This is a genomic window from Corynebacterium tuberculostearicum, assembly GCF_022347385.1.
GTDB lineage: Bacteria > Actinomycetota > Actinomycetes > Mycobacteriales > Mycobacteriaceae > Corynebacterium > Corynebacterium tuberculostearicum_M.
This window is the reverse complement of record NZ_JAKRDT010000002.1, coordinates 50,674-72,992: the sequence shown is the minus strand read 5'-3', so window position 1 is coordinate 72,992 and position 22,319 is coordinate 50,674. Positions and strand designations below refer to the sequence as shown.

Below are 22,319 nucleotides of genomic sequence, written 5' to 3'. Positions count from 1 at the left end.
GCAAAGTAGATGATGTGACGGGAGCCATATTACTGGCGTTTTGGTAGTACGTCACACTATTCGCCCTGAGAAGTAGTCTCGTATATGAGACTCATCGTGAGCCGCCTTTGATGAAATAAGAGAGCCGAACTGAGGGGAAGGTTTACTCAGCTCGGCCGAAACTCGATAGACCTAGGGGGCGTAGGTGCGGGTTCTTAAGGGAGCAGAGGAGAAAAGTCCAAGGTGATCGGGCCGAATTGAGGGCGAAAAGGCCGATCTGAGGGGTACTTTCCCTCAGATCAGCTCGATCAGAATGGACCTAGCTTTAGTAGGCCAAACTTCACGGAGCCCAACGCGCGAGAGCGGGCCCCGCAGGGTTTAAAGCTCCTCGGCGTCGAACTGCATGCGCGGGTGAGCGAAGACGTCCTGCGCCTGAATGAGGCGGAGCTCGGCAGACTCGGCCTCATAGGTGTTTTCCAGCAGGTCATAGACGGAGGAGGCGGTGCGGCGCAGGGACTCCTTGACGTCGCTGGTCTCGGTGTAGTGGCCGGTAAACAAGGCGGCGGTGACGTCGCCGGAACCATTGCGCTTAAACGGCAATAGAGGCGTGGACACGAGGAAGGCGCGGTCGCCGTCGACGGCAAGCATCTCCACCTGGTCTTCAGGGGTCTCAGGGCGCTTAACGGAGGTAACCAGCACGGTCTTCGGTCCGATTTCCTGCGCCTTCTTTACTGCGGCGAGGGTCTGATCAAGTGTGCCGACCTCGGAATCGGTGAGGTAGCCCAGCTCAAACTGGTTGGGGGTGATGATATCGGCGACGGGCACGACGCGGTCGCGCAAAAGCGGCGGGATCTCATCGGAGACGAAGCAGCCGGACTTGGCATTGCCCATTACAGGGTCGCAGGCGTAGAGGGCTTTGGGGTTGGCAGCCTTGATGCGGCGGACGGTTTCCACGATGGCGTCGGCAATGTCGGCGCCGCCCTGGTAGCCCGAAAGGATGGCGTCGATCTGCGGGAAGGCGCCGCGCTTTTCAATGCCATCGATGATGGAGGTAACGTCGCTGGCTGGAATCATCGGTCCGCCCCAGTCGCCGTAGCCGGTGTGGTTAGAGAAATTCACCGTGTGGACCGGCCATACCTCATGGCCGGCGCGCTGCAGGGGAAAGACGGCCGCGGAGTTGCCAACGTGGCCGTAGGTGACGTGGGACTGGATGGAAAGGATAGTCATAGCTACCCATTGTGCTACGCTGCCCGCGCGCTCACCAAGGAAAAGACAAAAATTATTCCTCGGGGCGATCTTGTGGCTCGCCCACCGCAGGGATTCCGCCGCCGGGAACCTGCTTGTCTAGGTTGGCGCGCTCGGCAGCGTCAGGAAAAGCCTTCGGGCCAGAAGGCTTGGGCTGATAGGAAACGCCGCGCTCGGCTGCGTCGTCGTACCAATCCGCGAGCAGCTCGTTTTGGCGGCCAAACATTTCCTTCTCCTCGGCCGGGGTGGAGTGGTCATAGCCCAGCAGGTGCAGGCAACCATGGACGGTAAGCAGGGCCAGCTCGTGGCCTAGGGAGTGGCCGGCGGCCTCCGCCTGGCGCAGGGCAAACTCGGGGCACAGGACGATATCGCCCAGCATGGCCGGGCCCGGGTCGGCGGCATCGGGGCGGCCGCCACCGGCGATGGCGCCAGGGGTGAGCTCATCCATGGGGAAGCTCATGACATCGGTGGGGCCTTCCAGATCCATCCAGCGCACGTGGAGATCCTCAATGGTCTTCAAATCCACGCAGGTGATTGTGCACTCGGCATCGGGGTTGATGTCCATCGCGCCGAAGGCATAAGAGGCGACGTCAATCAGCATCTCCTCGTTGACGCCTTCGAAGCCGGATTCATTGAGAAACTCGATACTCATTCCATTCCCTCGTATTCAGCGGCTTTCTTATTATCAAAGGTCTCGTACGCATTGACGATGCGCCCGACCAGCTGGTGGCGCACCACGTCCTTGGAGCCCAGGTCCGCGAAGTGGATATCATCCACGTTGCGTAGGATGCGGCGCACGATGCGCAGGCCCGAGACCTGGCCGTGTGGAAGGTCTACCTGCGAGATATCGCCGGTGACCACAATCTTGGAACCAAAGCCCAGACGGGTGAGGAACATCTTCATCTGCGCCGGCGTGGTGTTTTGGGCCTCATCAAGGATGACAAAGGCATCGTTCAACGTGCGGCCGCGCATATAGGCCAGCGGGGCGACCTCGATGATGCCGGCCTCCATGAGCTTCGGAATCATTTCTGGGTCGAGCATGTCCCGCAGGGCGTCATAAAGCGGGCGCAGGTACGGATCAATCTTGTCATTGAGCGTGCCCGGCAAAAAGCCGAGCTTCTCCCCTGCTTCCACGGCCGGACGAGTGAGAATGATGCGCGAGACCTGCTTGGTCTGCAGCGCCTGCACGGCCTTGGCTACCGCCAAGTAGGTCTTGCCGGAACCTGCCGGGCCGATACCAAAGACCACCGTATTATCGTCGATGGCCTGCACGTATTCAGACTGGCCCACCGTCTTCGGGCGGACGGCCTTGCCGCGGCGCTTAACGATGTCCGCCGCCAGCGCCGCCGATACCGACTGCGGCGCCTCCACGGCCACCATGTCCATGGTGTGCTTGACCGTATCGGTGGACACGGCGTGGCCGCGGCGGGCGATGGCCTCGAGCTCATCGAGGATCTTGGCGGCACGGGCCACCTCATAATCGGGACCGGTGACGGTAACGACATTGCCGCGGGCAAAAAGGTCCGCATCCAGGCGGTTATTGAGCACGCGCAGGTTATCGTCCGCACTACCCAGCACGCTGCTGACGTAGGCGGAATCTAGCTCACATTTCTTCGTGATGATAGGCACGTGCTTTAGGCTACCAGCGCCGCCTACCAACGCTCGGTGCGCATGCCGATTGCCGCCAGCGCCACCATTGCCGCACTCGCCGTGCGCAGCACTTCCGGGCCGAGCTTGATGGGTGTGGCGCCGGCTTCTTTGAGGCGATCGAGCTCGGCGTCGCCAATGCCGCCCTCGGGGCCAACGAGCAGGACGACGTCCTCTGTGAGCGGCACGTCTTTGATGGAGGCGGTAGCCTCTTCGTGCAATACGAGCACTGTGGGTGCGTTGGAGGAAGCGCCGTCGCGGCGACCGGTGAGCTCTTGAACGAGCTGCGGGGTGGTCAGCGGGCCGCGCACCTGCGGGATGCGGGCGCGGCGGGATTGCTTGGCCGCGGAATCGGCGGCCGCCTGCCATTTGGCCACCGCCTTCGGCGCCTTCTTACCGTCCCATTTAGCCACGCAGCGATCCGCCTGCCAGGCGATGATCTCATCGGCGCCGGCTTGGGTGGCAAGATCCACCGCGAGCTCGGCGCGCTCGGACTTCGGGATAGCCTGCACCACGCTCACCCGCGGGGTGGGCTCGGGCGCGGTGTCAATGGAGTCGACCGTGCCCTCCAGGGAGTCCTTGCCCGAGGTAGCGGTGATGGTGAGGGCAAGGCGGGTACCGGTGCCGTCGATAAGCTCGAGGCGCTCGCCCTCCCCCATGCGCTTGACCGTCACGGCATGGCGGGCCTCCGGGCCGGAGAAGCTGAAAGCCTCGCCGGTGCGCGCGGCGGAAAGATCCGGGTGGATGAAGACGGGCAGCGACATTAGCGGCGGAACTTATCGCGGAGGCGGCTGAAGAAGGATTCCTCTTGGCCGTCGCCGGTGGTGCGCACGCGCGCGCCTTCGTCGCGGGAATTGCGGATCTTCTCCAGGGCCTCGCGGGTCTTGCGGTCCAGGTCCTTCGGCACAACGACGTCCACGTGGGCAAAGAGGTTGCCGTAGCCATCGGTGCGCAGGCGCGGCATGCCGGCGCCGTCGACCTTGATGGACTCGCCCGGCTGGGTGCCCGGCTCGATGTCGATGGTGAGCTCTTCGCCATTGAGCTGGTCGATGGTGAAGTTGGTACCCAAGGCGGCGTCAATCATCGGCACGCGCACGGTGAGGTTCAGGTCATCGGCGTTGCGCTGGAAGACGGGGTGCTCCTCCGTGTGGACCTCAACGTAGAGGTCGCCGGCTGGGCCGCCGCCGTGGCCGACCTCGCCCTGGGAGGCCATACGAATGCGCATGCCATCATTGATGCCGGCCGGGATATTCACGGTGAGATCGCGGCGCTTCTTCACGCGGCCATCGCCGGCGCAGTGGTTGCACGGATCAGTAATGACCTCGCCGAAGCCCTGGCACTTCGGGCACGGGCGGGTGGTCATGACGTTGCCCAAGAAGCTGCGCTGCATCTCCTGGATTTCACCCATGCCATTGCAGTTATCACAGGTAACCGGCTTGGCCTTGGACTCGGAGCCGGTGCCGCCGCAGCTATCGCACAGCACCGCGGTATCCACGGTGACCTTCTTCTTCAGGCCGGTGTAGGCCTCCTCCAAAGTGATGCGGGTGCGCAGCAGGGCATCGTTGCCCGGCTGGACGCGGGACTTCGGGCCGCGGGAACCGCCGGCACCGCCGCCGAAGAACTCGGCGAAGATATCGCCGAGGCCGCCGCCACCGAAGCCGCCAAAGCCACCGGCGCCGGCACCGCCGCCACCCTGCTCCATGGGGTCGCCGCCCATGTCCACGATCTGGCGCTTTTGCGGATCCAGCAGGACCTCCTGGGCCAGCGCGGCATCGCGGAACTTTTCCGCGGCAGCGTCATCATCCGGGTTCAGATCCGGGTGATACTTGCGGGCCATTTTGCGGTAGGCCTTTTTAATCTCCTGGTCAGTTGCGTTTTTATCAACACCGAGGATGCCGTAATAGTCACGAGCCACTGTAAGAGATATTCCTTCTAATTCGTCTTGTTGGGGTTAACTTGAAAAAATTATTCGCGGCCAGCCAGTTTACTCGCACTGCTCGCCGGCCAAAATTTCGCTCACATACCGTGCAACGGCAGAGACCTTAGAAATTGTTCCCGAGTAATCCATAAAGGTCGGCCCCACTACGCCGAGGCCGCCGAGTGTGGCCACCTCATCGCCCGTGCCCAGGCCGTAGCCCGTGGCGACGACGGAGGCTTGGCGCAGCTGGTCTTCCTCGTTTTCCTCACCGATGACCACGGAGACGTTGCCCAGATCGGGCACGCGGGCAAGCAGCTTGAGGACGACGACCTGCTCTTCTAATGCCTCAATAATCTTGGGCAAACCTTCCGGAAACTCGCGCGCCACGCGCGTCAGGTTAGAAGCACCGGCCATAATCAGCCGGTCGGAGGGCTGCTCCACTAGGGTCTCGATGAGGGTGGTGGCCACCTTGAGCACGTGGTGGCGGATACCCAAGGGGGCGTCATCGACAAGGTGGGCGAGCTCCACGGAGGCGTCGCTAAGCGTCTTGCCCACTAGCGCGCTATTGACGATGTCGCGCAGGCGGAAGGTTTGGTCCTGGTCGATGATTTCATCGAGCTCCACATTGCGCTGGTCCACGCGGCCGTTATCGGTGATAAGCACCAGCAGCAGGCGCACTGGGGAGAGCGCCACAACCTCGCAGTGCTTGACGCGGGATACCTTGAGATTGGGCAGCTGGACGACGGCCGCCTGCTTCGTCACCTGCGCCAGTAGCTGTACCGAGCGGCGCAGCACATCCTCCAGGTCGACGCCGCCTTCCAAGAAGTTGAGCATCGCGCGGCGCTCCGGGGCCGAAAGCGGCTTGACCTCGTGGAGGGAGTCCACAAAGTGGCGGTAGCCCTGCTGGGTGGGCACGCGGCCTGAGCTGGCGTGCTGCTGGGAGATAAGGCCCTGGGATTCGAGCACGGCCATGTCATTGCGGATGGTGGCCGAGGAAACTCCCAGCTGGTAGCGCTCTAGCAGCGACTTAGAGCCGACCGGCTCCTGGGAGGCAATATAGTCCGCCACGATGGCGCGCAGGACTTCCTTGCGGCGGGCATCGGTTGAGGTAGACACTATGGCGCTCCTATTCGCTTCGGCGAATGATAAATTCTTTAAAGTTCGGGACGGTGTACCTGACTTTACCGTGCTCAGGGGAATAAATGAGACCTTTGTTTATGAGCTTAGCCCGCACCGGACCAAGAGCTTTATTATCCTTCCCCAGACGTTCACCGATTTCTTTCGTTTCCGCTGAACCATCGCCTAAGGCTGCCATGGCACTGAGATAGTCTCTTTCAGCTGGCGTAGCTCGATCCCAGCGAGCTTGGAAGAAGCCTGCGTCTAGTTGCTTTGTTCCCAAGCGAGCGGCCTGCCTTGCATCCGCAATGGTAAACGGTGAGATTTCGCCTACCTTCCAAATTTGGGATCCAAACTCCTGTAAAAAGTACGGATACTGTCCACTTGCCTCCGCAAGAAAATCCAGAGCGTCATCTTCGAATTCCACGTCTTGGCGCTCAGCGGGTGCAGATAGAGCTTTGCGCGCCGAATGCAAGCCAAGGCGGTCAATGGTGTGTACCTCGAACATTCGCTCCGCATAGGAGCGGGACCGTGCAACTTTGCCAGGCAGACTCGGAAGACCAGCGCCGATAATATAAAAGGGTAACCGGTTTTGCCCAGCCTCATGCTGTGCCGAAATTAATGCCTCCAGCATTTCCTCATCAAGATCTTGCATTTCATCGATGAAGAATGCGAGGGCCTTGCCGTCCTTTACCAGCGTTTCAGCCACAGCAGAGGTTACGTCCTGTAGGTCGAGCTCGAGGTTTCCGGTAGCAGGAGCTAAATCCTTAGCCTCCACCCCTAGGTTCAATGCTCCGTCTCCCAGGGAAAGATGAAATGAGGCAACTGCACGAGACAGTGCCAAAGCACTCTCTTTCACCAACGCCTTCGCACGGTAGCGCAGCGAAGCTTTTCCTAGCCCGTTGGCAATTGCCCGCCGTACGCTCTCTGCCCCGCGCACTCCTTGCGAAGCTTCAACTTTTACCGTGAGCCAGTCACACTTATCGGCCCGTGATTTCAATTGGTTCAAAAGGACCGTCTTGCCGACTCCACGAAGGCCAATGAGCAACATCGGGCGGCCAAGCAAATTGTTTTCTGCACGCTTAATCAAGTTGTCAAAAGCTTGTAGATCCCTGTCGCGCCCGGTGAGGACTGTAGGGGCAAGTCCCGAACCGGGCGTATACGGATTTAGTGCATCGTCCATATCAAAAGACTAACAAGAAAATAGCGGAATAACAGGTTTCTCATCGACTGAGTCAAAACTAACTGGTTTGGTTTCTACTGGACTAAGTCTAAAGGTCTGGGAACGAGGATTAGGTTTCTTCGGCGACGAGGAGATCGGTGATGATGCCATCGGCTAGCAGGCGGCCGGGCTTGGTGATGCGTACGCGATCGTCGGCGCGCTCGAGCAGGCCGCGGCCGATAAAGCGCTCGAGGGCGGGGGCGGCGTGGGCATCGAGCCAGGCCTCCGGGATGCCCTCGCGCAGGCGCAGGCCGAGCATGATTTTCTCCATGTGGCGGTCGGCGTCGGTAAGCGTCTCGGTTTCTTTGATGGGCAGCTCGTCGCGGCCGAGGGCATCGATATAACGCGAGGGGTGCTTGACGTTAAAAAAGCGCTCATTGCCCAAATGCGAGTGGGCTCCTGGGCCGGCACCCCACCAATTGCCGTCTACCCAGTAGATGCGGTTGTGCTCGCACTCGCCGCCGGGCTTGGACCAGTTGGAGACCTCGTACCACTCGAAGCCTTCCGCTTCGAGGGTGGAGGAAATCATCTCATAGCGCCGCGCCAGCACGTCCTCATCGGGGGCGGGCAGGATACCTTTATTGACCTTGCGCGCCATGCGGGTGCCGTCTTCTACGATGAGCGAATAAGCACTGACGTGGTCTACGCCGGTTTCTAGCACTCGGTCCAAGGTCTCGCGCACATTGTCATCGGTTTCGGTGGGCGTGCCGTAGATCATGTCGAGGTTGACGTGCTCGAAGCCGGCGGCGCGGGCCTCGCGGGCGGCGGCAAAGGCGCGGCCGGGGGTATGGGCGCGCTCGAGGACCTGGAGAACGCCCGGGGACGCTGACTGCATGCCGAGGCTGATGCGGGTATAGCCGGCGTCGGCAAGCTGGGCAAAATACTCCGGTGAGGTGGACTCCGGGTTGGATTCGGTGGTGACCTCCGCCCCAGGTTTTAGGCCGAAGGTGGAACGGACGGTGTTCAGGATGCGGCTCAGGCCCTGCCCTCCCAGCAGCGAGGGCGTGCCGCCGCCAATGAAGACGGTCTCGGCCGGGCGGCCCACGCGCGCGGCCGCCAACTCCAGCTCGCGGTCCAAGGCATCCAGGTAGGGCCCAGTGAGATCACGCGGGCTGCCAAGCTCGCCCGGGGTATAGGTATTGAAATCGCAATACCCGCAACGAGTGGCACAGAAAGGAACGTGGATATACAGCCCGAAGGGTTCAGTCATGGATAAAACCCTAATAGGCCGGGAACAAAATGGCCGAAAGCGGGGTTGAGCATGTAGTATGTTTCCATCTTCCCAAGTAGAAAGGCACCCTCAGTGGAACCTCCGAGTCGATGTCCCTACCTCCTTCTAGGCGGTGGGGAGTAAATCATGTTATCGGCTATTTTGATGATCCTGGCCGGCTTTGTAGTCATTGGCCTCATCATCGTCGCGAACGCATACTTCGTGGCCCAAGAATTTTCCTTTATGTCCGTGGACCGCACGCAACTGCGGACCCAGGCTGCTGAGGGGGATAAGACAGCCCAACGCGCGCTGGCTATTACCCAGCAGACCTCCTTCATGCTCTCGGGCGCGCAGCTCGGTATTACGATTACCGGCCTGCTCATCGGCTATGTGGCCGAGCCGCTCGTGGGCCAAGGACTGGGTACGTTGCTCGGCGGCGTCGGCGTTCCGTCCGCGGTATCAGTCACCGTTGGTACCATCGCGGCACTTTTCATTTCCACGATTGCGACGATGCTGTTTGCAGAGCTCTTCCCCAAGAACTACACCATCGCCGCACCGATGAAGACGGCGCGCTGGCTGGCCGCCTCCACGCAGCTTTACCTGCGGCTATTTGGCTGGCTCATCCACTTCTTCGAGTACTCTTCCAATGCCATCCTTAAGGTCTTTGGCATCGAACCGGTAGAAGACGTGGACTCCTCCGCCACCGCCGATGACCTGGAATCCATCGTGGATTCCTCCCACGAGGCTGGCGATCTGGATGAAAATACCTACATGGTGCTAGACCGCCTGCTGGACTTCCCCGAGCACGACGTGGAGCACGCCATGATTCCGCGCTCCCGCGTGGACGTCATTGACCCAGACACCACCCTCGGTGAGGTCCGCGAGATGATGTCTACCGACCACACGCGCTACCCCGTCATCGACGATGAGCACAATCCAATCGGCGTGGTGCATCTTATCGACGTCCTGGGAAGCGACCTGCCCGCCGCCACCAAGGCCACCGGCATCATGCAAGAGGCCGTCGTGGTCCCTGAGTTGATGCCGCTGCCGGATGTGGTGGAAGAGCTGCGCGATAGCGACCAGAAGATGGCGTGCGTGATCGATGAGTACGGCGGCTTCGTGGGCATCGTGACCATGGAGGACTTGGCCGAGGAAATCTTGGGCGATGTCACCGATGAGCACGATATCGAAGAAACCGAGGAAATCACCGAGCAGGACGAATCCCACTGGTTGGTCGACGGCGATACGCCGATTGATGAGATTGAGCGCGCCATCGGCCACGACCTGCCCGAGGGCGACTTTGAGACTGTTGCCGGCCTCGTCATTGCCCACTCCGGTGCGCTGCCTGAGGTAGGCGAGGAACACACCATCCAGCTCGAGGCCGAGCCCGATGACTGGGTGGACCACGATGAAGCACCCGTCCGCTCCCTCCGCCTGCGCGTGCAAGAGGTGGATCGCCACGTACCGTCCGTGCTCGCCATCGAGTTGGTGGAGGATTACTCCGACCACTCCGATGATGCCGATAAGAAGGAGGATGCATAATGACCGAATCGTGGTGGTTTAACCTCCTCGTTACCCTCCTTATCATCGCCGCTTCCGGCTTCTTTGTGATTATCGAGTTCTCCTTGATGGGCGCTCGCCGCAACCGTTTGGAAGAGGATGCGGAAAACTCCCGCACCGCCCGCGCCGGCCTGCGCTCGCTCAATGAGCTGACCATCATGCTCGCCGGCGCGCAGCTGGGCATTACCGCCGCCACCTTTGTGCTCGGTGCTGTAACCAAGCCCTGGGTGCACCACCTGCTCATGGCACCACTAGAAGCCGCGGGACTGCCGCTGGGCATTGCCGACGTCGTCAGCTTCCTCCTCGCCCTCTTCATCGTTACCTTCCTCCACCTCGTACTCGGTGAGATGGCGCCGAAGTCTTGGGCCATTACCCACCCGGAGACCGCCCTGCAGTTCATCGCGGTCCCCGCACGTGGCTTCGTGTGGATCTTCCGCCCGCTGCTGAAGTGGATCAACGTCATGGCCAACAAAATGGTGTCCCTGGCTGGCGAAGAACCCGTCGACCGCGCCGGTGCGGCCGGCTACGACGCTGAGACTCTGCGCACCTTGGTCGAGCACTCCCGCGAGACCGGTGCTCTGGATGATGAGTCTGCCAACCAGATTTCTGATGTCATCGAGTTGGAAAACTCCACCGTGGGCGCCATGGCCCGCGAGCACGGCTCGGAGGTAGTGCCCCTGCCTTCCGACGCCACCGTGGAGGACCTCCAAGACCTCGTCGTACGCAAGAACATCATGCGCGTGCTGGTCTTCCCCAAGGACTCCCGAGTCCCCCGCGTGGTCCACGTGCGCGATACCTTGCTGGCAGAACCAGAAACCCCGGTTCTCGAGTTCTCCCGCCCTGCCCTGTCCGTGTCTTCTTCCACCACCGTGCAAAAGACTCTGGACCATATGCGCGCTCGCAACGAGCAGCTTGTCATGGTGGGCAAGGCTGATAAAGACAACGCCGTGTGGATCCTCACCTGGGACGACATTATGGGCCAACTATGGCCGCAGATTACCGAGCAGCTAGATAAGGTCACCCCTCCCCCAGCCGTCTAGTTCCTGCCGCGACCTCGCCCGCGCCCGTGCCCGCTTCATTGTGGCCGGCGCGGGCTTTGTCGTTTTTGCTCCCACGCGCAAGGGATGTTGCCCCCGACTGTGGATAACTGTGGCCGTAACTTTCCCAGCCGCCACTTCGCTCACTCGCCTTTCCCCGCGTCGTTGTTATCCACAGGCCCGGCCGCCACCTCCTCGCGCCGGCCGGCGGCGTGTCCTTGCCTAGGAGGCATGACACCACCACTGACCAATATCGACTCCATCCGCACCAACCACCCCACCTTTTGGACCGACCTGAAAAACGGCACCTACCTCAAACTCGCACCACGCATCGCCGTCCGGCGCGATCACTACCACTGCCTCGACTTCCCCTCCCAGCTGCGCCTGTGCGCCATCGCCGCCGCCCGCAGCGCCTATACCGCGGTGCTCATCTCCAAGTCCGCCGCCCGCGTCCACGGGCTGTGGGTCATCGCCACGGCCGAGGAAAAGATTGAAATGGCCCTTCCCACCAATACGCTTCCCCACAAGGACCGCCGCCATCCCGAGCGCATCTACCGCAAGGCTTTACTTCCCGAGCCCATCCTCGTGGACGGCACCCGCTGCGTTTCCAAGGCCCGCGCGGTTATCGACGTCGCCCGCTACCACGGCTTCACCGACGGCCTCATCGCCGCCGACTCGGCTTTGCGCTCCGGCCTGAGCCGAGAAGACCTCAAGGAAGAGTTCGCCCGCATGGGCCGGGTGCGCAATAGCCGCATCGTCCGCGCCGTAATCCACCACGCCTCTTCCCTTTCCCGCTCTCCTTACGAGTCTTTCGCCCGCGCCCTCCTCATTGAGGCCGATTTCCCCTGGCCCATGTTCTTCGAGGCGCCGTTCACCGCGCTGCCTGGCATCACAACCGCCCTATGCATCAACAGCGCCTACCTCATCGACATCATCCCTGCGAAGGCACTTCCCCATCAGCGTGAGCGCCACCGACGTCTGCGCGAGGCCGGCTTCACCGTCCTCTGCTATACCCCTCGGCAACTCATCGACCACCCCACTCTTTTCCTGACCGACCTCATTTCCACCATCTCCGACAGACAAAAGGCCGCCCGTTCTGCCTAAGTCCACGCTTCCTGCCTCCCGCCTTCCGCTACCCCGCCCTTCGCGCTCACCAGCGGCGCTTTCGCCGCGGAGTCGGCTGCGCCGGTGAGCGCGAAGGGCGGGTAATGGCGAATGCCTTGCAAGAGAACCCACCGAGACTTCGCCCGCAATAAGAAAAAGCCTCCGCGAGCGCATGCTCGCGGAGGCTCTACTACTTCCAGCTAATGCCTCAACAGGAAGGTCTTACTGGTTGATGCGCCATGGGACGCTGTTCTTCGGCAGCATGCCGTGGGTGTAGAGGTAGTCAATGGTGGACAGGATGCCCAGCACCGTGCCGCCGCCTACGAGCGCAGCCAGGAAGGAGAACCCTGCGACGGAAGACATGTCTGCGTCCTTGCCGTCCTTACCGTTGATGCCATCGCGGCCGTCACGTCCGTCGCGACCGTCTCGGCCATCACGTCCGTCTCGGCCATCTTCGCCGTCGCGGCCGTCCTTACCGTCTTGGCCATCTTCGCCGTCGCGACCGTCTCGGCCATCACGTCCGTCTCGGCCATCTTCGCCGTCGCGGCCGTCCTTACCGTCTTGGCCATCTTCGCCGTCGCGACCATCGCGTCCATCGCGGCCGTTCTCGCCATCCTTACCGTCACGACCGTCACGGCCATCGCGACCGTCGCGGCCATCCTGGCCATCCTTACCGTCTACGCCATCCTGGCCGTCCTTACCGTCCTGGCCGTCTTTGCCCGGAACAACCGCAGCTTCGGTAGTGGAAGGTTCGGTGGATTCCTCAGAGGTCGGCTCTTCAGCGGAAGTTTCTTCTGCGGAGGTCGGCTCTTCGGTGGCCGTTTCTTCAGCGGAGGTCGGCTCTTCAGCGGAAGTTTCTTCTGCGGAGGTCGGCTCTTCGGTGGCCGTTTCTTCAGCGGAGGTCTCCTCGGCGGAGGTCTCTTCTGCGGACTCGGACGGGGTGGTCTCCTCAGAGGTAGCATCCTCAGAAGCCGGAGCCTCGGAAGTGGTCTCCTCAGAAGAAGGCTCCTCGGAAGGGCTCTCCTCGGCAGGCTGGTCCTTGGTCTTCTTGCCGTTGAGCATATCGGAGCACAGCTGGCCGGCTGGGGCGTTGACGGCCGCGAGATCGGAAGCTGCGGTGGAGATGTTATTCAGGGAGTCTTCGATGCTCTTCTGCTGGTCCTTGCTCAGCTTCAGGTCGCCGGCGACGCTCGCACCTGGAACCAGGCCGGCGATGGTAACGGCTGCATTAAAGAGCTTCAAGATAACCTTGGTGCCCTTGCCAAAGGCGCCGTCGGCGAACTTAAGCAGGCCGGAGACGGTCTTCTTAGCGCCATCCGGGTTATTCATATCAACGTCGGCATCGGCGTTATCGATACGGCCGATGGCCATGCCCTGGGCGCGGGAGAGATCCCAGGTCACGGTCTTGTCCTTCTCGCCTTCCTTGACCAGCTTGGCAATGCCGTCCCAGGTCTTACCGGAAATCTTATCGATGAAATCAGCCGGAACGAGGTCGCCGACAACCGGGATGATCTCCCAGACGGTCTTGAGGATCTTTTCGCCGCCATCGTAGAAGGCCTTAGCCAGCGCAAGCTTGAGGTCGAGCATGTTGCCTTCCTTGTCAGGGGCATCAGTGACCTCGCAGACGAGCTTGTCCTTCTGCTCATCCTTGACCACCTTGACGTTGACGTCGCCGTTGGAGGCCTCAGTCTGTGCGAGTTCCTCGAGGCTGGTTGGCTTTGCAGACTCCTCAGAAGCCGGAGCCTCGGCGGTCTCCTCCGCGCCGTCTACGGCGTACGGGGTGATGGACTCGGCGGCGTCTTCTTCTGCGTCGAGTTCTTCCATCGCCTTATCGCCGGCGTTGTTTTCCTCCAGCAGCTTGCCGTTCTCATCGAATTCGATGCCGTTGAGGCTTACGGTACCGTCGGTGGTCTTTTCCTCGACAAAGGTGGTGTCGTCGGCGGCGACGGCGTTAGGCACAACAGTGATGGAAGAGAAGGTGGCTACGGCCACTGCGCTGGCAATGAGGCGAGAAGTTCGGCGTGCGCCCATGGTTTAACTCCCTGTAGATGTGGTTAAAGAATGTGATTGCGCGCGCCGCGTGTGGATGATGCTAGGTCACGGCGTTCGCCTGGACGGGAAATACCCTACAGCGCGTTGAGAGCATTTTCTACTTAGATCTTAAGGTTGACCCATCAACAATACCGCTGAATACAGCACCCAAGCCGCTGAACAGGAATAACAAAAATTATATGGAACGGCCGTTAACCTAAAATTTCCCTAAATGCTTCCCCGAATTAGGGCACCCTAGCGCAGAAAACTTCAACGGCCACCGAGAGAGGGAATCTCGGTGGCCGTGAACATCCCCTTGCGTGAAACAAGGAAGTCTATGTGGTTTATGCAGTTGTAGCCCGGCGGGCCGCCTCGCGCTTAGCGCGGACTTTTTCCACCACCGCGGCAACCCGGGCGCGCTCTTCTAGGAACTGCGGTGGGTTATGCCCGCGCATCGTGCGGACATAGGCCGGGTGGGTATCCAGCACCGTGTGCTTCCACGCTTGGACCGCAATGAGGGCGGACTCGCCGGTGCGCTTATACAAGTGCGGCAGCGAGACCATGTCGAGGTTGCGGGCCACGGCGTCGGTTTGCGCGAGCACGTACTCGACTACCTCGCGGAGGTAATCCGCCACGGTCTGGGTGCGAGAGCGCAGGGACTCGGCCAGCTCGTGCACCACGATGGGCTTGGAGATGGGGAATCGCTCATCCAATAGGCGCGGGGTCAGTTGTTCCGGCTCTTCCACGTCGTTTACGCCGGAAGAAGCGGCGGAAATGGTGCCGGAGCGCACGCCGGAGACCAGGGCTTGGCGCAGGCCCATCAGCTCGCCTACACAACGGCCGGAGTCAACGCGGGCGTCTTCAACGATATCGCCTAGCTCAGCTAGGCAATCCATGCACAGCTCTTCGTCCCAATCCTCGATGGCTTCAATGAGGTGCTCGAGGTACTCTGCGACTTCGTCGCCGATATTGTAAATCTCTTGCGTAAGCTCGCGGTGGCGCAGCTCGGCGGCGATTTTGTGCATTGGCTTCGAGCCACTCCTTCCACGGTCCCATTTCTAACCTCTAGTAGAGGTTGAGGTTTGCTGTAACGCCTCACGACTTTATGCGAGATCCGCCGCCGCGAGCGCGCGACACTCCGAAGCCATTCACAGGTTTATGGCAGGTTCGCCCGCACTGGGGTGAGGATGGTGGGGTGAGCTGCAGAAGGGGGCGTCGGCAAGCAGGGCAAAAAGAAACACCCGAGGGAATTCCCTCGGGTGTACCCGTCGCGCAGCCTAGCGCTTGTACAGGTGCTCGATGGCCGCGGCGTAGCGCTGCGAAACCACGTTGCGCTTGACCTTCATGGTGGGGGTCAGCTCGTTTTCTTCCTCGGTAAGGTCAGACTCGAGGATGTAGAACTTCTTGATGCCCTCCGCATGGGAGACGGTGGCGTTAACCTGGTTGATGGCATCCTGCAGCTCCGCGCGCAGGGTCGGATCGGTGGCCAGCTCGCGCATGGAGCGATTCTCCGGAATGTTGTGGTCTAGCTTCCAGCGCTTCAAAATATCCGGATCCAGGGTCAGCAGCACGCCGACGAAGGGCTTGCCATCGCCTACCACCATGGCCTGGGAGATAAGCGGGTGCCCGCGCAAGATATCCTCCATCGGGCCGGGCGAGACATTCTTGCCGCCGGCCGTGACAATGAGGTCCTTCTTGCGGCCGGTGATAACGAGCTTGCCGTCCTCATCAATCTCACCCAAGTCGCCGGTGTTGTACCAGCCATCCTCGAGGGCCTCGGCCGTGGCTTCCGGATTATTCCAGTAACCGTGGAAGACGATATCGCCCTTGATGCAGATTTCGCCTTCCTCGTTGATGCGGAAGGTCACGCCACCCATCGGCGGTCCAACGGTGCCGATGGACTGATCCACAAAGTCCACTGCGGCCGCGGCGGCGACCTCGGTCAGGCCATAGCCCTCATAGACCGGGATGCCGATACCGCGGTACCAGTGCAGCAGGTCATGGCCCATGGCCGAGCCGCCGGTAATGCAGTAATTCACGTTGCCACCCACGCCATTGCGGATGGTGGAGTACACCAGCTTGTCAAAGACCTTGTGCTTGGCCTTCAGCAGGCGGTCCGGGCCCTCCGGCTTATCCAATGCCTTGGAGTACTCGATGGCTACCTTCTCGGACTGCTCAAAGAGCAGGGTCTTGATACCGGAATCGGCCGCCTTAGCGGCGGCAGAGTTGCGCACCTTTTCAAAGACGCGCGGCACGCCCAAGATGACGTTTGGGCGAGAGCGGGCGAATTCGATGTTGATGGTGGAAAAATCCGACCAGTGATTCTGGGAGGCGCCGCGCAGGGCCACCGCAATGGATACCGCGCGGGCAAAGACGTGGGCCAGCGGCAGGAAGGTCAGGGTGTGGCTGCCCGGCACGGCGAAGATGCCAATCGGGTTGGTGCACAGGCCACGGGTCTGGGCCAGCCAATTGCGGTGGGTCAGGATGCAGCCCTTGGGGCGACCGGTGGTGCCCGAGGTATAGACCAGGGAGGCCAGGTCATCGGTGGAGGTGGCCTTGATGCGGGCGTAGACCTCCTCGGCGGCCACGCCCCGGCCTTCGAACTTCAAGGTATCGATGGCAGAGGAGTTGATTTCTAGGACGCGGCGCAGCTGGGAGGGAGAGCCCTTGAGGTTGGGCTCGCCGTCTTCTTGCAAGACCAGGTTTTCTACCAATTCGGAGTGCTCGCGGGTTTCGGTAATGGCGAGCACGGCACCGGAGTCCTCAATGATCCAACGCACCTGGGAGGCAGAAGAAGAGGGATAGACCGGCACGGAGGCGGCACCGGCGGCCCAGATGGCAAAGTCCAGCAGGGACCACTCATAGCGGGTAGCAGAGATGAGAGCGACGCGGTCCCCCTGCTGCACGCCTAGGGCGATAAGCCCTTGGGCTACTTCAAAGACCTCGTCGATGAATTCTTTGCCCGTTACATTGACCCACTCGTAGTTTGCCGGGCGGGTAAACATGACGCCGTGCGGACGCTTCTTCGCGGTGTCCATCAGGGCGGTCAGGCAGGTTTCGCCCGGCTCGATAGTAAATTGCGCCGGGGTATGCACTTCTTGCAGGGTCACGCGGTGTCCTTTCGAACAGCTAATTATTAATCTCCGCCTACTGTACCAATCTGTTTCCCAGCAGGCGCGTTGTCCCCGTGGCACAATGTGGCCTGTGACTACCCGCGACTTGCTTGAAGAACTCGCTCAGCGCCACGGCGTGGCCACCAGCTATACCTCCCAGTCTGGTTTCCCCGTCCACGTCGCTGAAGACACTATTACCTATACCCTGCGCGCTTTGGGCGTGGCCATCGATGACAATCCGGACGATGCGGCGCTAACGCAGCTGCTTTACGACGACTACCTGGACCGCTCCTCCCAGCCCCTACCCCACTGCGTTGTCGCGCCCCAGGGTCAGGAACGCGGGTTCGTGGTCCACGTGCACGCGGGCGATGCCGCCAACGTACACATTGAGCTGGAGGAAGGAGGCACCCGCGAGGTCTACCAAGACCCCAATGACGCCCCGGATGCTGACGTTGATGGCACCCTGTGGGGCGAGGCGAGCTTCCACATCCCCGGCGATCTGCCCATGGGGTACCACGAGCTGGTGCTGGAGTCCGGGGGCATCGGCAAGCATGCCTGCCCGCTAATTATCACCCCGGCGCGCCTTTCTACGGCCGATGAGTATGTGGAGCACCCCATTAGCGGCGTGATGGCGCAGCTGTATTCGGTGCGCTCGGAGTCCTCTTGGGGTATCGGCGATTTCCAAGATTTGGGGCAGCTGGCTGAAACACTCGCACCGCACGCGGACTTTTTGCTGGTCAACCCGCTACATGCCGCCGAGCCGCTGCCTCCGGTCGAGGACTCGCCGTACCTGCCCACCACGCGGCGCTTTATCAACCCGCTCTACCTGCACATCGAATCCATCCCGGAGCTCAAGCTCCTACCGGAGGACTTACAGGATGATGTGCGCGAGCTGGCGGAGGAGTTTCGCCAGCGCAACCGCAGCGCCGAGGAGATTGACCGCGACACCATTTTTGAGGCCAAACTGCAGGTGCTGCGCGAGCTCTTTAACTACCAGCCCTCCCCGGAGCGCGAAGAGGCCTTCGTGCGCTACGCCCGCGAAGAGGGACGCGGCCTGCGCGATTTTGCGTATTGGTGCGCGCAACAAGACGCCGCCGCACAGTCGGGCCAGCGCCATGCCGAAGGCCTAGACATGGACAAGCTCACGCGCTTTTATTCCTGGCTGCAGTTCCTGTGCGATGAGCAGCTAGCCGCCGCGCAGCAGCGCGCACTCGATGCCGGCATGCGCCTGGGCCTGGTGACTGACCTTGCCGTGGGTGTGCACCCGGGCGGCGCCGATGCCGTAAACCTCACTGAGTATTTGGCGCCGCAGTGCTCGGTGGGTGCCCCGCCGGATGACTATAACCAGCAGGGCCAGGATTGGTCGCAGCCGCCATGGCACCCGCAGCGCCTGGCCGCCGCGGGCTATGCCCCGTGGCGCGAGATGCTCTCCACCGTGCTGCGCCATGCCGGCGGGGTGCGCGTGGACCACATCTTAGGGCTTTTCCGTCTGTATTGGATCCCGCGCATGGCCAGCCCGCTGACGGGCACCTATGTCTCCTATGATTTTGAGGCCATGGTGGGCATCTTGGCGCTAGAGGCGCAGCGCGCCGGTGCGGTGGTCATCGGTGAGGACCTCGGCACCGTCGAGCCGTGGGTACAAGACGTGCTCGCGCAGAAGGCGGTGCTGGGTACCTCCATCGTGTGGTTTGAGCGCGACGATGATGACTACTCCCCGCTGCCGCAGGACAAGTATCGCCAGCTGGCGCTGTCCTCAGTCAATACCCACGATCTGCCGCCGACCTTGGCGTACCTGCGCGGCGATCATATTTCCCTCCGCGCGCGCTTAGGCGTGCTGACCCGCTCGGTGGAGGACGAGCAGCGCGATGACATTGAGTGGCAGGCCCGCGTATTGGGCGCGGTAGCGGACCGAGGCCTCTTGCCGCAGCGCGATTACCTGGTGGATCCGGCCGAGCGCGCCTCCCGCGGCGCGGAGGAAGACATCTCTGTGGCGCTGCACCGCTATATTGCGGGCACGCCTTCGGCGCTTTCCTGCACCAGCTTGGTGGACATGGTGGGCGATGTACGTGCGCAGAATCAGCCGGGCACCACGCACGAGCTCTATCCCAATTGGTGCGTGCCGCTATGCGATACCAACGGCACTGCCCTGCTTATCGAGGATCTTCCCGGATTGGAATTCTTCCAGCGCTTAGCAGCCACCAGCAGGAAGGACTAGCGCTGGGCCTAAGCCTCTGCGCGCAGTGGGCGCGTCTAGGTCCACAGGCCGATGAGGGCAACGACGATGACCAGCGCGATCATCGTCCACAGTGTGAGTGAGACGCGCGATTTGGGCAGGGCGCGCTTGCGCTTTGCCGGCTGAGCGCCGGGCTTAGTTGCCGGGGCGGAAGACTGGCCGGCGCGCTTGGCTTCGGGGTCCCAAAGGCCCTCGCGGGGGTTAGCGCGCAGCTCGGCGCGCTCCTGCCGCGCGCGCTCGTTATTTTCCTCAGCCATGGTGGTCTACCTTAGTGCTGCGGCTGCGCTGCTGGGAAATCACTCCGGCGGCCCGATTGGCCACGCGGTCAACCGCCCACATCAGGCACCACGCTATGACCACCATGAGCGGCACGGCGATGGCCACCACGATGACCATTTGAATCCACACGGGCGCCTGCACCAACAATTGCGATAGCGTGCTGCCCAAGCTCGTCAACCACTCCATGGCTACTTATCCTACTTGCTCGCGGTAATCTGGCTGACATGTCGAGCGCCCAGATTCCCGTTACCGTCACCACCGCCTCCGGCCGGATCACCGGCGTGCGCCGCGATGGCCTGCACTACTTCCACTCGGTGCGCTATAGCACCATCCCCAGCCCCTACTCGCCTGCCGAGCCGCTGGATGGCGCCTTTGATCAGGATGCCCGCGAGCCGCGCCCAAATGACATTGCGCTGAGCATTACCGCGCCTGCCGACGCCGCCGAGTGCCCCGTCGTGGTCTATATTCACGGCGGCCGCTTTGAGCATGGCTCGCACGAGGACCCACGGCTTACGGGAACGAAGAATGCCCGTCATGGGGTAGTCCAGGTCAACGTGGGTTACCGGGTGGGCTTGGCCGGCTTTGCGCGCTTCGACGGCGACGAGGCGGACCGCTACCGCGGCATTGATGATTGCCTCTTGGCCTTGGAGTGGCTGCAGGACAATATCGAAGCCTTTGGCGGCGATAAGACCAATATCACCCTGGTGGGCCAATCCGCCGGGGCGGCGATTAGCCTGTGGCTGACGCGTCGCGATCATTTCCGGGGCGGGTTCCGCCGCGTGCTGGCGCTCTCGCCGGCATTCCCGCGCGACCGTTTTGAGCATCGCATCACCGACCTGCGCCGGGCCCTAGGCGTGCCGGTCACGCGCCAGGCGCTGGAAAAGATGGATCCTGAATCACTGGCCAAGGGCTATGCCAAATTCCGCAAGAAGTACCGCTTCGACGTCGCCTTGGGCCCCGCACCACTGCGCGCCGAAGAACTAGCGGATATCCCTATCGTGGTGACCTCCACCCGCGATGAGTTCTACACCATGCCCGCGGCCGAGCGCATAGACAAGATGGCGTTTGCCGGCTTTATTACCAGCTACCTCTCGCCCAAGTTCGGGATGTCACACGATCGTTTCAAACAGTGGCGGCAGCTAGCGCACTACGTCGATCCGCAGCGGCCAATGGGCCGGCTCATTGGTGATGCCGCCGTGCGCCGCTGGACCGCGCAGGTAGCCGAGGAGGCTCCAGGCCCGACCTGGATGATGGAATTTACCCGGACCGAAGCCCCCGCGGTGCACTGCGCCGAGTTAGACCCGCTCTTTGGCGGCAGCGGAGGCGAGGAGGCCGACGCTTCCCCGGCCGGTGAGCTCAACGAGTGGCTGCGCCACTATGCCACCACGGGCGAGCCCGGTTTCCCCGGCTACGGCGATGACCACCAGGTGTTGGAATTCAACCTGGATACGGGAGAGCGTCGGCTAGCCTATGCCACCTTGGACTATGTGGCCGCGGCCTTCTATAACGACGACGAGCTTGGGGTGTAGCGGGCGCCGAAAATTACAACGCGGCGCGCAGCGCGCTATCCGCGAGCTCGTCAATCATCCACGGGCTAAAAACACCAGGCATGGCATCGGCGGCGGCGAAGAGGTTTGCTGGCTCGACCCATTGGTAGGAATCTACCTCGTCGGGGTTAGGCTCCCAGGTGGCGTCGGCAGCAAGCTCAACGGTATATACCGGGCAGATTTCATTTTCTACCGTGCCGGAGGAATCCACCGCGCGATAGGAAAAGTCCGGCAGAATAAGCCGCGGGGCGGACAGATCCGCCGGCGCAATGCCCAGCTCAAAGGAAGCGCGGCGCAGCACCGCATCCGCGGTCTCCTCGCCGGGTGCGGGGTGGCCGCAAAAGGCATTGGTCCACGCGCCGGGCCAGGTGCGCTTGCTCAGGGCGCGGCGGGTGACCAGCACCTTGCCACCGCAGGTCAACCAGGCAGAAAAGGCGAAGTGCAGCGGGGTATCAGTGGTATGAACTTCGGCCTTGGGAGCGGTGCCGATGGGTTCGCCCTCGGCAGAGGCCAAGACTACAAGTTCCGTCATAGATTAAGGTCTCCTACCCAGGTCACGTTGCCAATGTGCAAGCGCGCATTCCACAGGTTGCCAGGCGTCACGTCAAAGCGGTACTGCAGGTTGACCGAAGCGCCTGCACCCAGCGGGAGATCGAGTCCCGGGGGCTCCACGTCTGGGGCAGATTCCTTGTCATAGGGCAAGGAGTTGATCTTGGCCCAGCCGCCGTTGCCGTCGGCACGCTCCAGGGTGGGGTCCTCAAAGGCGTCGACAGGCAGGGGCACATCGTTTTTATTCTTGAGCAGAATGGTCACTACGGTGCCACCGGTGTTGCTATCGGTATACACACCCTGCAACTCCCAGCTCACACCAAGGCCCTTATCCTCTACCGGCTCGCCCAGATTAGAGGTGACTTCCTTATCGTCGGTGTCCTTGGCCTCGTACGGGGCCTCTTCGGAGCTGGAGACGGTGATATGGTCCCCCAGCCCGGTTTCTTCCGGCTGGAGAACGCTACATCCGGTCAGGGTCACGGCGAGTACGCTGACTACGCCCGCGCCGAGTGTGTGGGAAATTTTCACC

The 22,319-nt window shown here is 61.8% G+C and carries 20 protein-coding genes; 5 read left to right on the top strand and 15 right to left on the bottom strand.

Annotated features, from left to right (window positions below; translation table 11 throughout):
* Positions 1-357: 357 nt before the first annotated feature.
* The 8 genes from pdxY to hemW form a co-directional block, all read right to left on the bottom strand.
* Positions 358-1,206 (bottom strand): pyridoxal kinase PdxY, encoded by an 849-nt coding sequence (pdxY, locus tag MHK00_RS01510; protein WP_005326446.1) that lies wholly within the window; start codon positions 1,204-1,206, stop codon positions 358-360.
* 52 nt (positions 1,207-1,258) lie between these two features.
* Entirely contained in the window at positions 1,259-1,876 is a 618-nt protein-coding gene (ybeY, locus tag MHK00_RS01505) for an rRNA maturation RNase YbeY (RefSeq protein ID WP_005326445.1), read from the bottom strand.
* Positions 1,873-2,853 carry a PhoH family protein gene (locus MHK00_RS01500; protein ID WP_005326444.1) on the bottom strand — a complete coding sequence of 327 codons (981 nt, stop codon included), beginning with the start codon at positions 2,851-2,853 and terminating at the stop codon, positions 1,873-1,875. Before MHK00_RS01500 ends, ybeY begins: the two co-directional genes overlap by 4 nt.
* 23 nt (positions 2,854-2,876) lie before the next feature.
* Complete coding sequence (locus MHK00_RS01495) at positions 2,877-3,635, bottom strand: 16S rRNA (uracil(1498)-N(3))-methyltransferase (protein WP_250410141.1); 759 nt, start codon at positions 3,633-3,635, stop codon at positions 2,877-2,879.
* Positions 3,635-4,786: a molecular chaperone DnaJ gene (gene dnaJ / locus MHK00_RS01490; RefSeq protein WP_023021000.1), complete on the bottom strand. Its 1,152-nt coding sequence runs from the start codon at positions 4,784-4,786 to the stop codon at positions 3,635-3,637. Before dnaJ ends, MHK00_RS01495 begins: the two co-directional genes overlap by 1 nt.
* 69 nt (positions 4,787-4,855) lie before the next feature.
* A complete protein-coding gene (gene hrcA / locus MHK00_RS01485; protein WP_250410140.1) occupies positions 4,856-5,905 on the bottom strand; it encodes a heat-inducible transcriptional repressor HrcA in 1,050 nt (349 codons plus the stop codon).
* A 10-nt stretch (positions 5,906-5,915) separates the two neighbouring features.
* Positions 5,916-7,088 (bottom strand): ATP-binding protein, encoded by a 1,173-nt coding sequence (locus MHK00_RS01480; RefSeq protein ID WP_005324196.1) that lies wholly within the window; start codon positions 7,086-7,088, stop codon positions 5,916-5,918.
* A gap of 109 nt (positions 7,089-7,197) precedes the next feature.
* Positions 7,198-8,337 (bottom strand): radical SAM family heme chaperone HemW, encoded by a 1,140-nt coding sequence (gene hemW / locus MHK00_RS01475; RefSeq protein WP_250409389.1) that lies wholly within the window; start codon positions 8,335-8,337, stop codon positions 7,198-7,200.
* 147 nt (positions 8,338-8,484) lie between these two features.
* Here hemW and MHK00_RS01470 point away from each other — a divergent pair, with 147 nt between their 5' ends.
* From MHK00_RS01470 to MHK00_RS01460, 3 genes are all read left to right on the top strand, one after another.
* Entirely contained in the window at positions 8,485-9,879 is a 1,395-nt protein-coding gene (locus MHK00_RS01470) for a hemolysin family protein (protein WP_250410139.1), read from the top strand.
* Positions 9,879-10,937 carry a CNNM domain-containing protein gene (locus tag MHK00_RS01465; protein ID WP_005324190.1) on the top strand — a complete coding sequence of 353 codons (1,059 nt, stop codon included), beginning with the start codon at positions 9,879-9,881 and terminating at the stop codon, positions 10,935-10,937. The genes MHK00_RS01470 and MHK00_RS01465 overlap by 1 nt, the downstream gene beginning before the upstream one ends.
* Positions 10,938-11,165: 228 nt before the next feature.
* Complete coding sequence (locus MHK00_RS01460) at positions 11,166-12,038, top strand: hypothetical protein (protein WP_250410138.1); 873 nt, start codon at positions 11,166-11,168, stop codon at positions 12,036-12,038.
* A gap of 222 nt (positions 12,039-12,260) precedes the next feature.
* Here the strand turns inward: MHK00_RS01460 and MHK00_RS01455 are convergent, their stop codons facing one another.
* From MHK00_RS01455 to MHK00_RS01445, 3 genes are all read right to left on the bottom strand, one after another.
* The gene (locus tag MHK00_RS01455; RefSeq protein WP_250410137.1) at positions 12,261-14,069 is read right to left on the bottom strand and encodes a hypothetical protein; all 1,809 of its coding nucleotides are present in this window, start codon (positions 14,067-14,069) and stop codon (positions 12,261-12,263) included.
* 344 nt (positions 14,070-14,413) lie between these two features.
* Positions 14,414-15,094, bottom strand: a complete 681-nt coding sequence (locus tag MHK00_RS01450; RefSeq protein ID WP_005326429.1) for a hypothetical protein — start codon at positions 15,092-15,094, stop codon at positions 14,414-14,416.
* Between the two features lie 252 nt (positions 15,095-15,346).
* The gene (locus MHK00_RS01445; RefSeq protein ID WP_250410136.1) at positions 15,347-17,179 is read right to left on the bottom strand and encodes an AMP-dependent synthetase/ligase; all 1,833 of its coding nucleotides are present in this window, start codon (positions 17,177-17,179) and stop codon (positions 15,347-15,349) included.
* Between the two features lie 94 nt (positions 17,180-17,273).
* On the opposite strand from MHK00_RS01445, the gene malQ reads away from it, so the two are divergent.
* On the top strand, positions 17,274-19,397 hold the full coding sequence (malQ, locus tag MHK00_RS01440) for a 4-alpha-glucanotransferase (RefSeq protein ID WP_250410135.1): 2,124 nt from the start codon (positions 17,274-17,276) through the stop codon (positions 19,395-19,397).
* A 35-nt stretch (positions 19,398-19,432) separates the two neighbouring features.
* Here the strand turns inward: malQ and MHK00_RS01435 are convergent, their stop codons facing one another.
* Together MHK00_RS01435 and MHK00_RS01430 are read right to left on the bottom strand one after the other, a co-directional pair.
* A complete protein-coding gene (locus MHK00_RS01435; protein WP_005324177.1) occupies positions 19,433-19,672 on the bottom strand; it encodes a hypothetical protein in 240 nt (79 codons plus the stop codon).
* A complete protein-coding gene (locus MHK00_RS01430; protein ID WP_005324176.1) occupies positions 19,665-19,880 on the bottom strand; it encodes a hypothetical protein in 216 nt (71 codons plus the stop codon). The genes MHK00_RS01435 and MHK00_RS01430 overlap by 8 nt, the downstream gene beginning before the upstream one ends.
* Before the next feature lie 38 nt (positions 19,881-19,918).
* Between MHK00_RS01430 and MHK00_RS01425 the strand changes: the two genes are divergently transcribed.
* Positions 19,919-21,223: a carboxylesterase family protein gene (locus MHK00_RS01425; protein WP_005324175.1), complete on the top strand. Its 1,305-nt coding sequence runs from the start codon at positions 19,919-19,921 to the stop codon at positions 21,221-21,223.
* Between the two features lie 13 nt (positions 21,224-21,236).
* Here MHK00_RS01425 and idi read toward each other — a convergent pair whose 3' ends face one another.
* Together idi and MHK00_RS01415 are read right to left on the bottom strand one after the other, a co-directional pair.
* Entirely contained in the window at positions 21,237-21,773 is a 537-nt protein-coding gene (gene idi, locus MHK00_RS01420) for an isopentenyl-diphosphate Delta-isomerase (RefSeq protein WP_250410134.1), read from the bottom strand.
* Positions 21,770-22,318, bottom strand: coding sequence for a hypothetical protein (locus MHK00_RS01415; RefSeq protein WP_005326421.1), 549 nt, complete (start codon positions 22,316-22,318; stop codon positions 21,770-21,772). The genes idi and MHK00_RS01415 overlap by 4 nt, the downstream gene beginning before the upstream one ends.
* Position 22,319 lies beyond the last annotated feature (1 nt).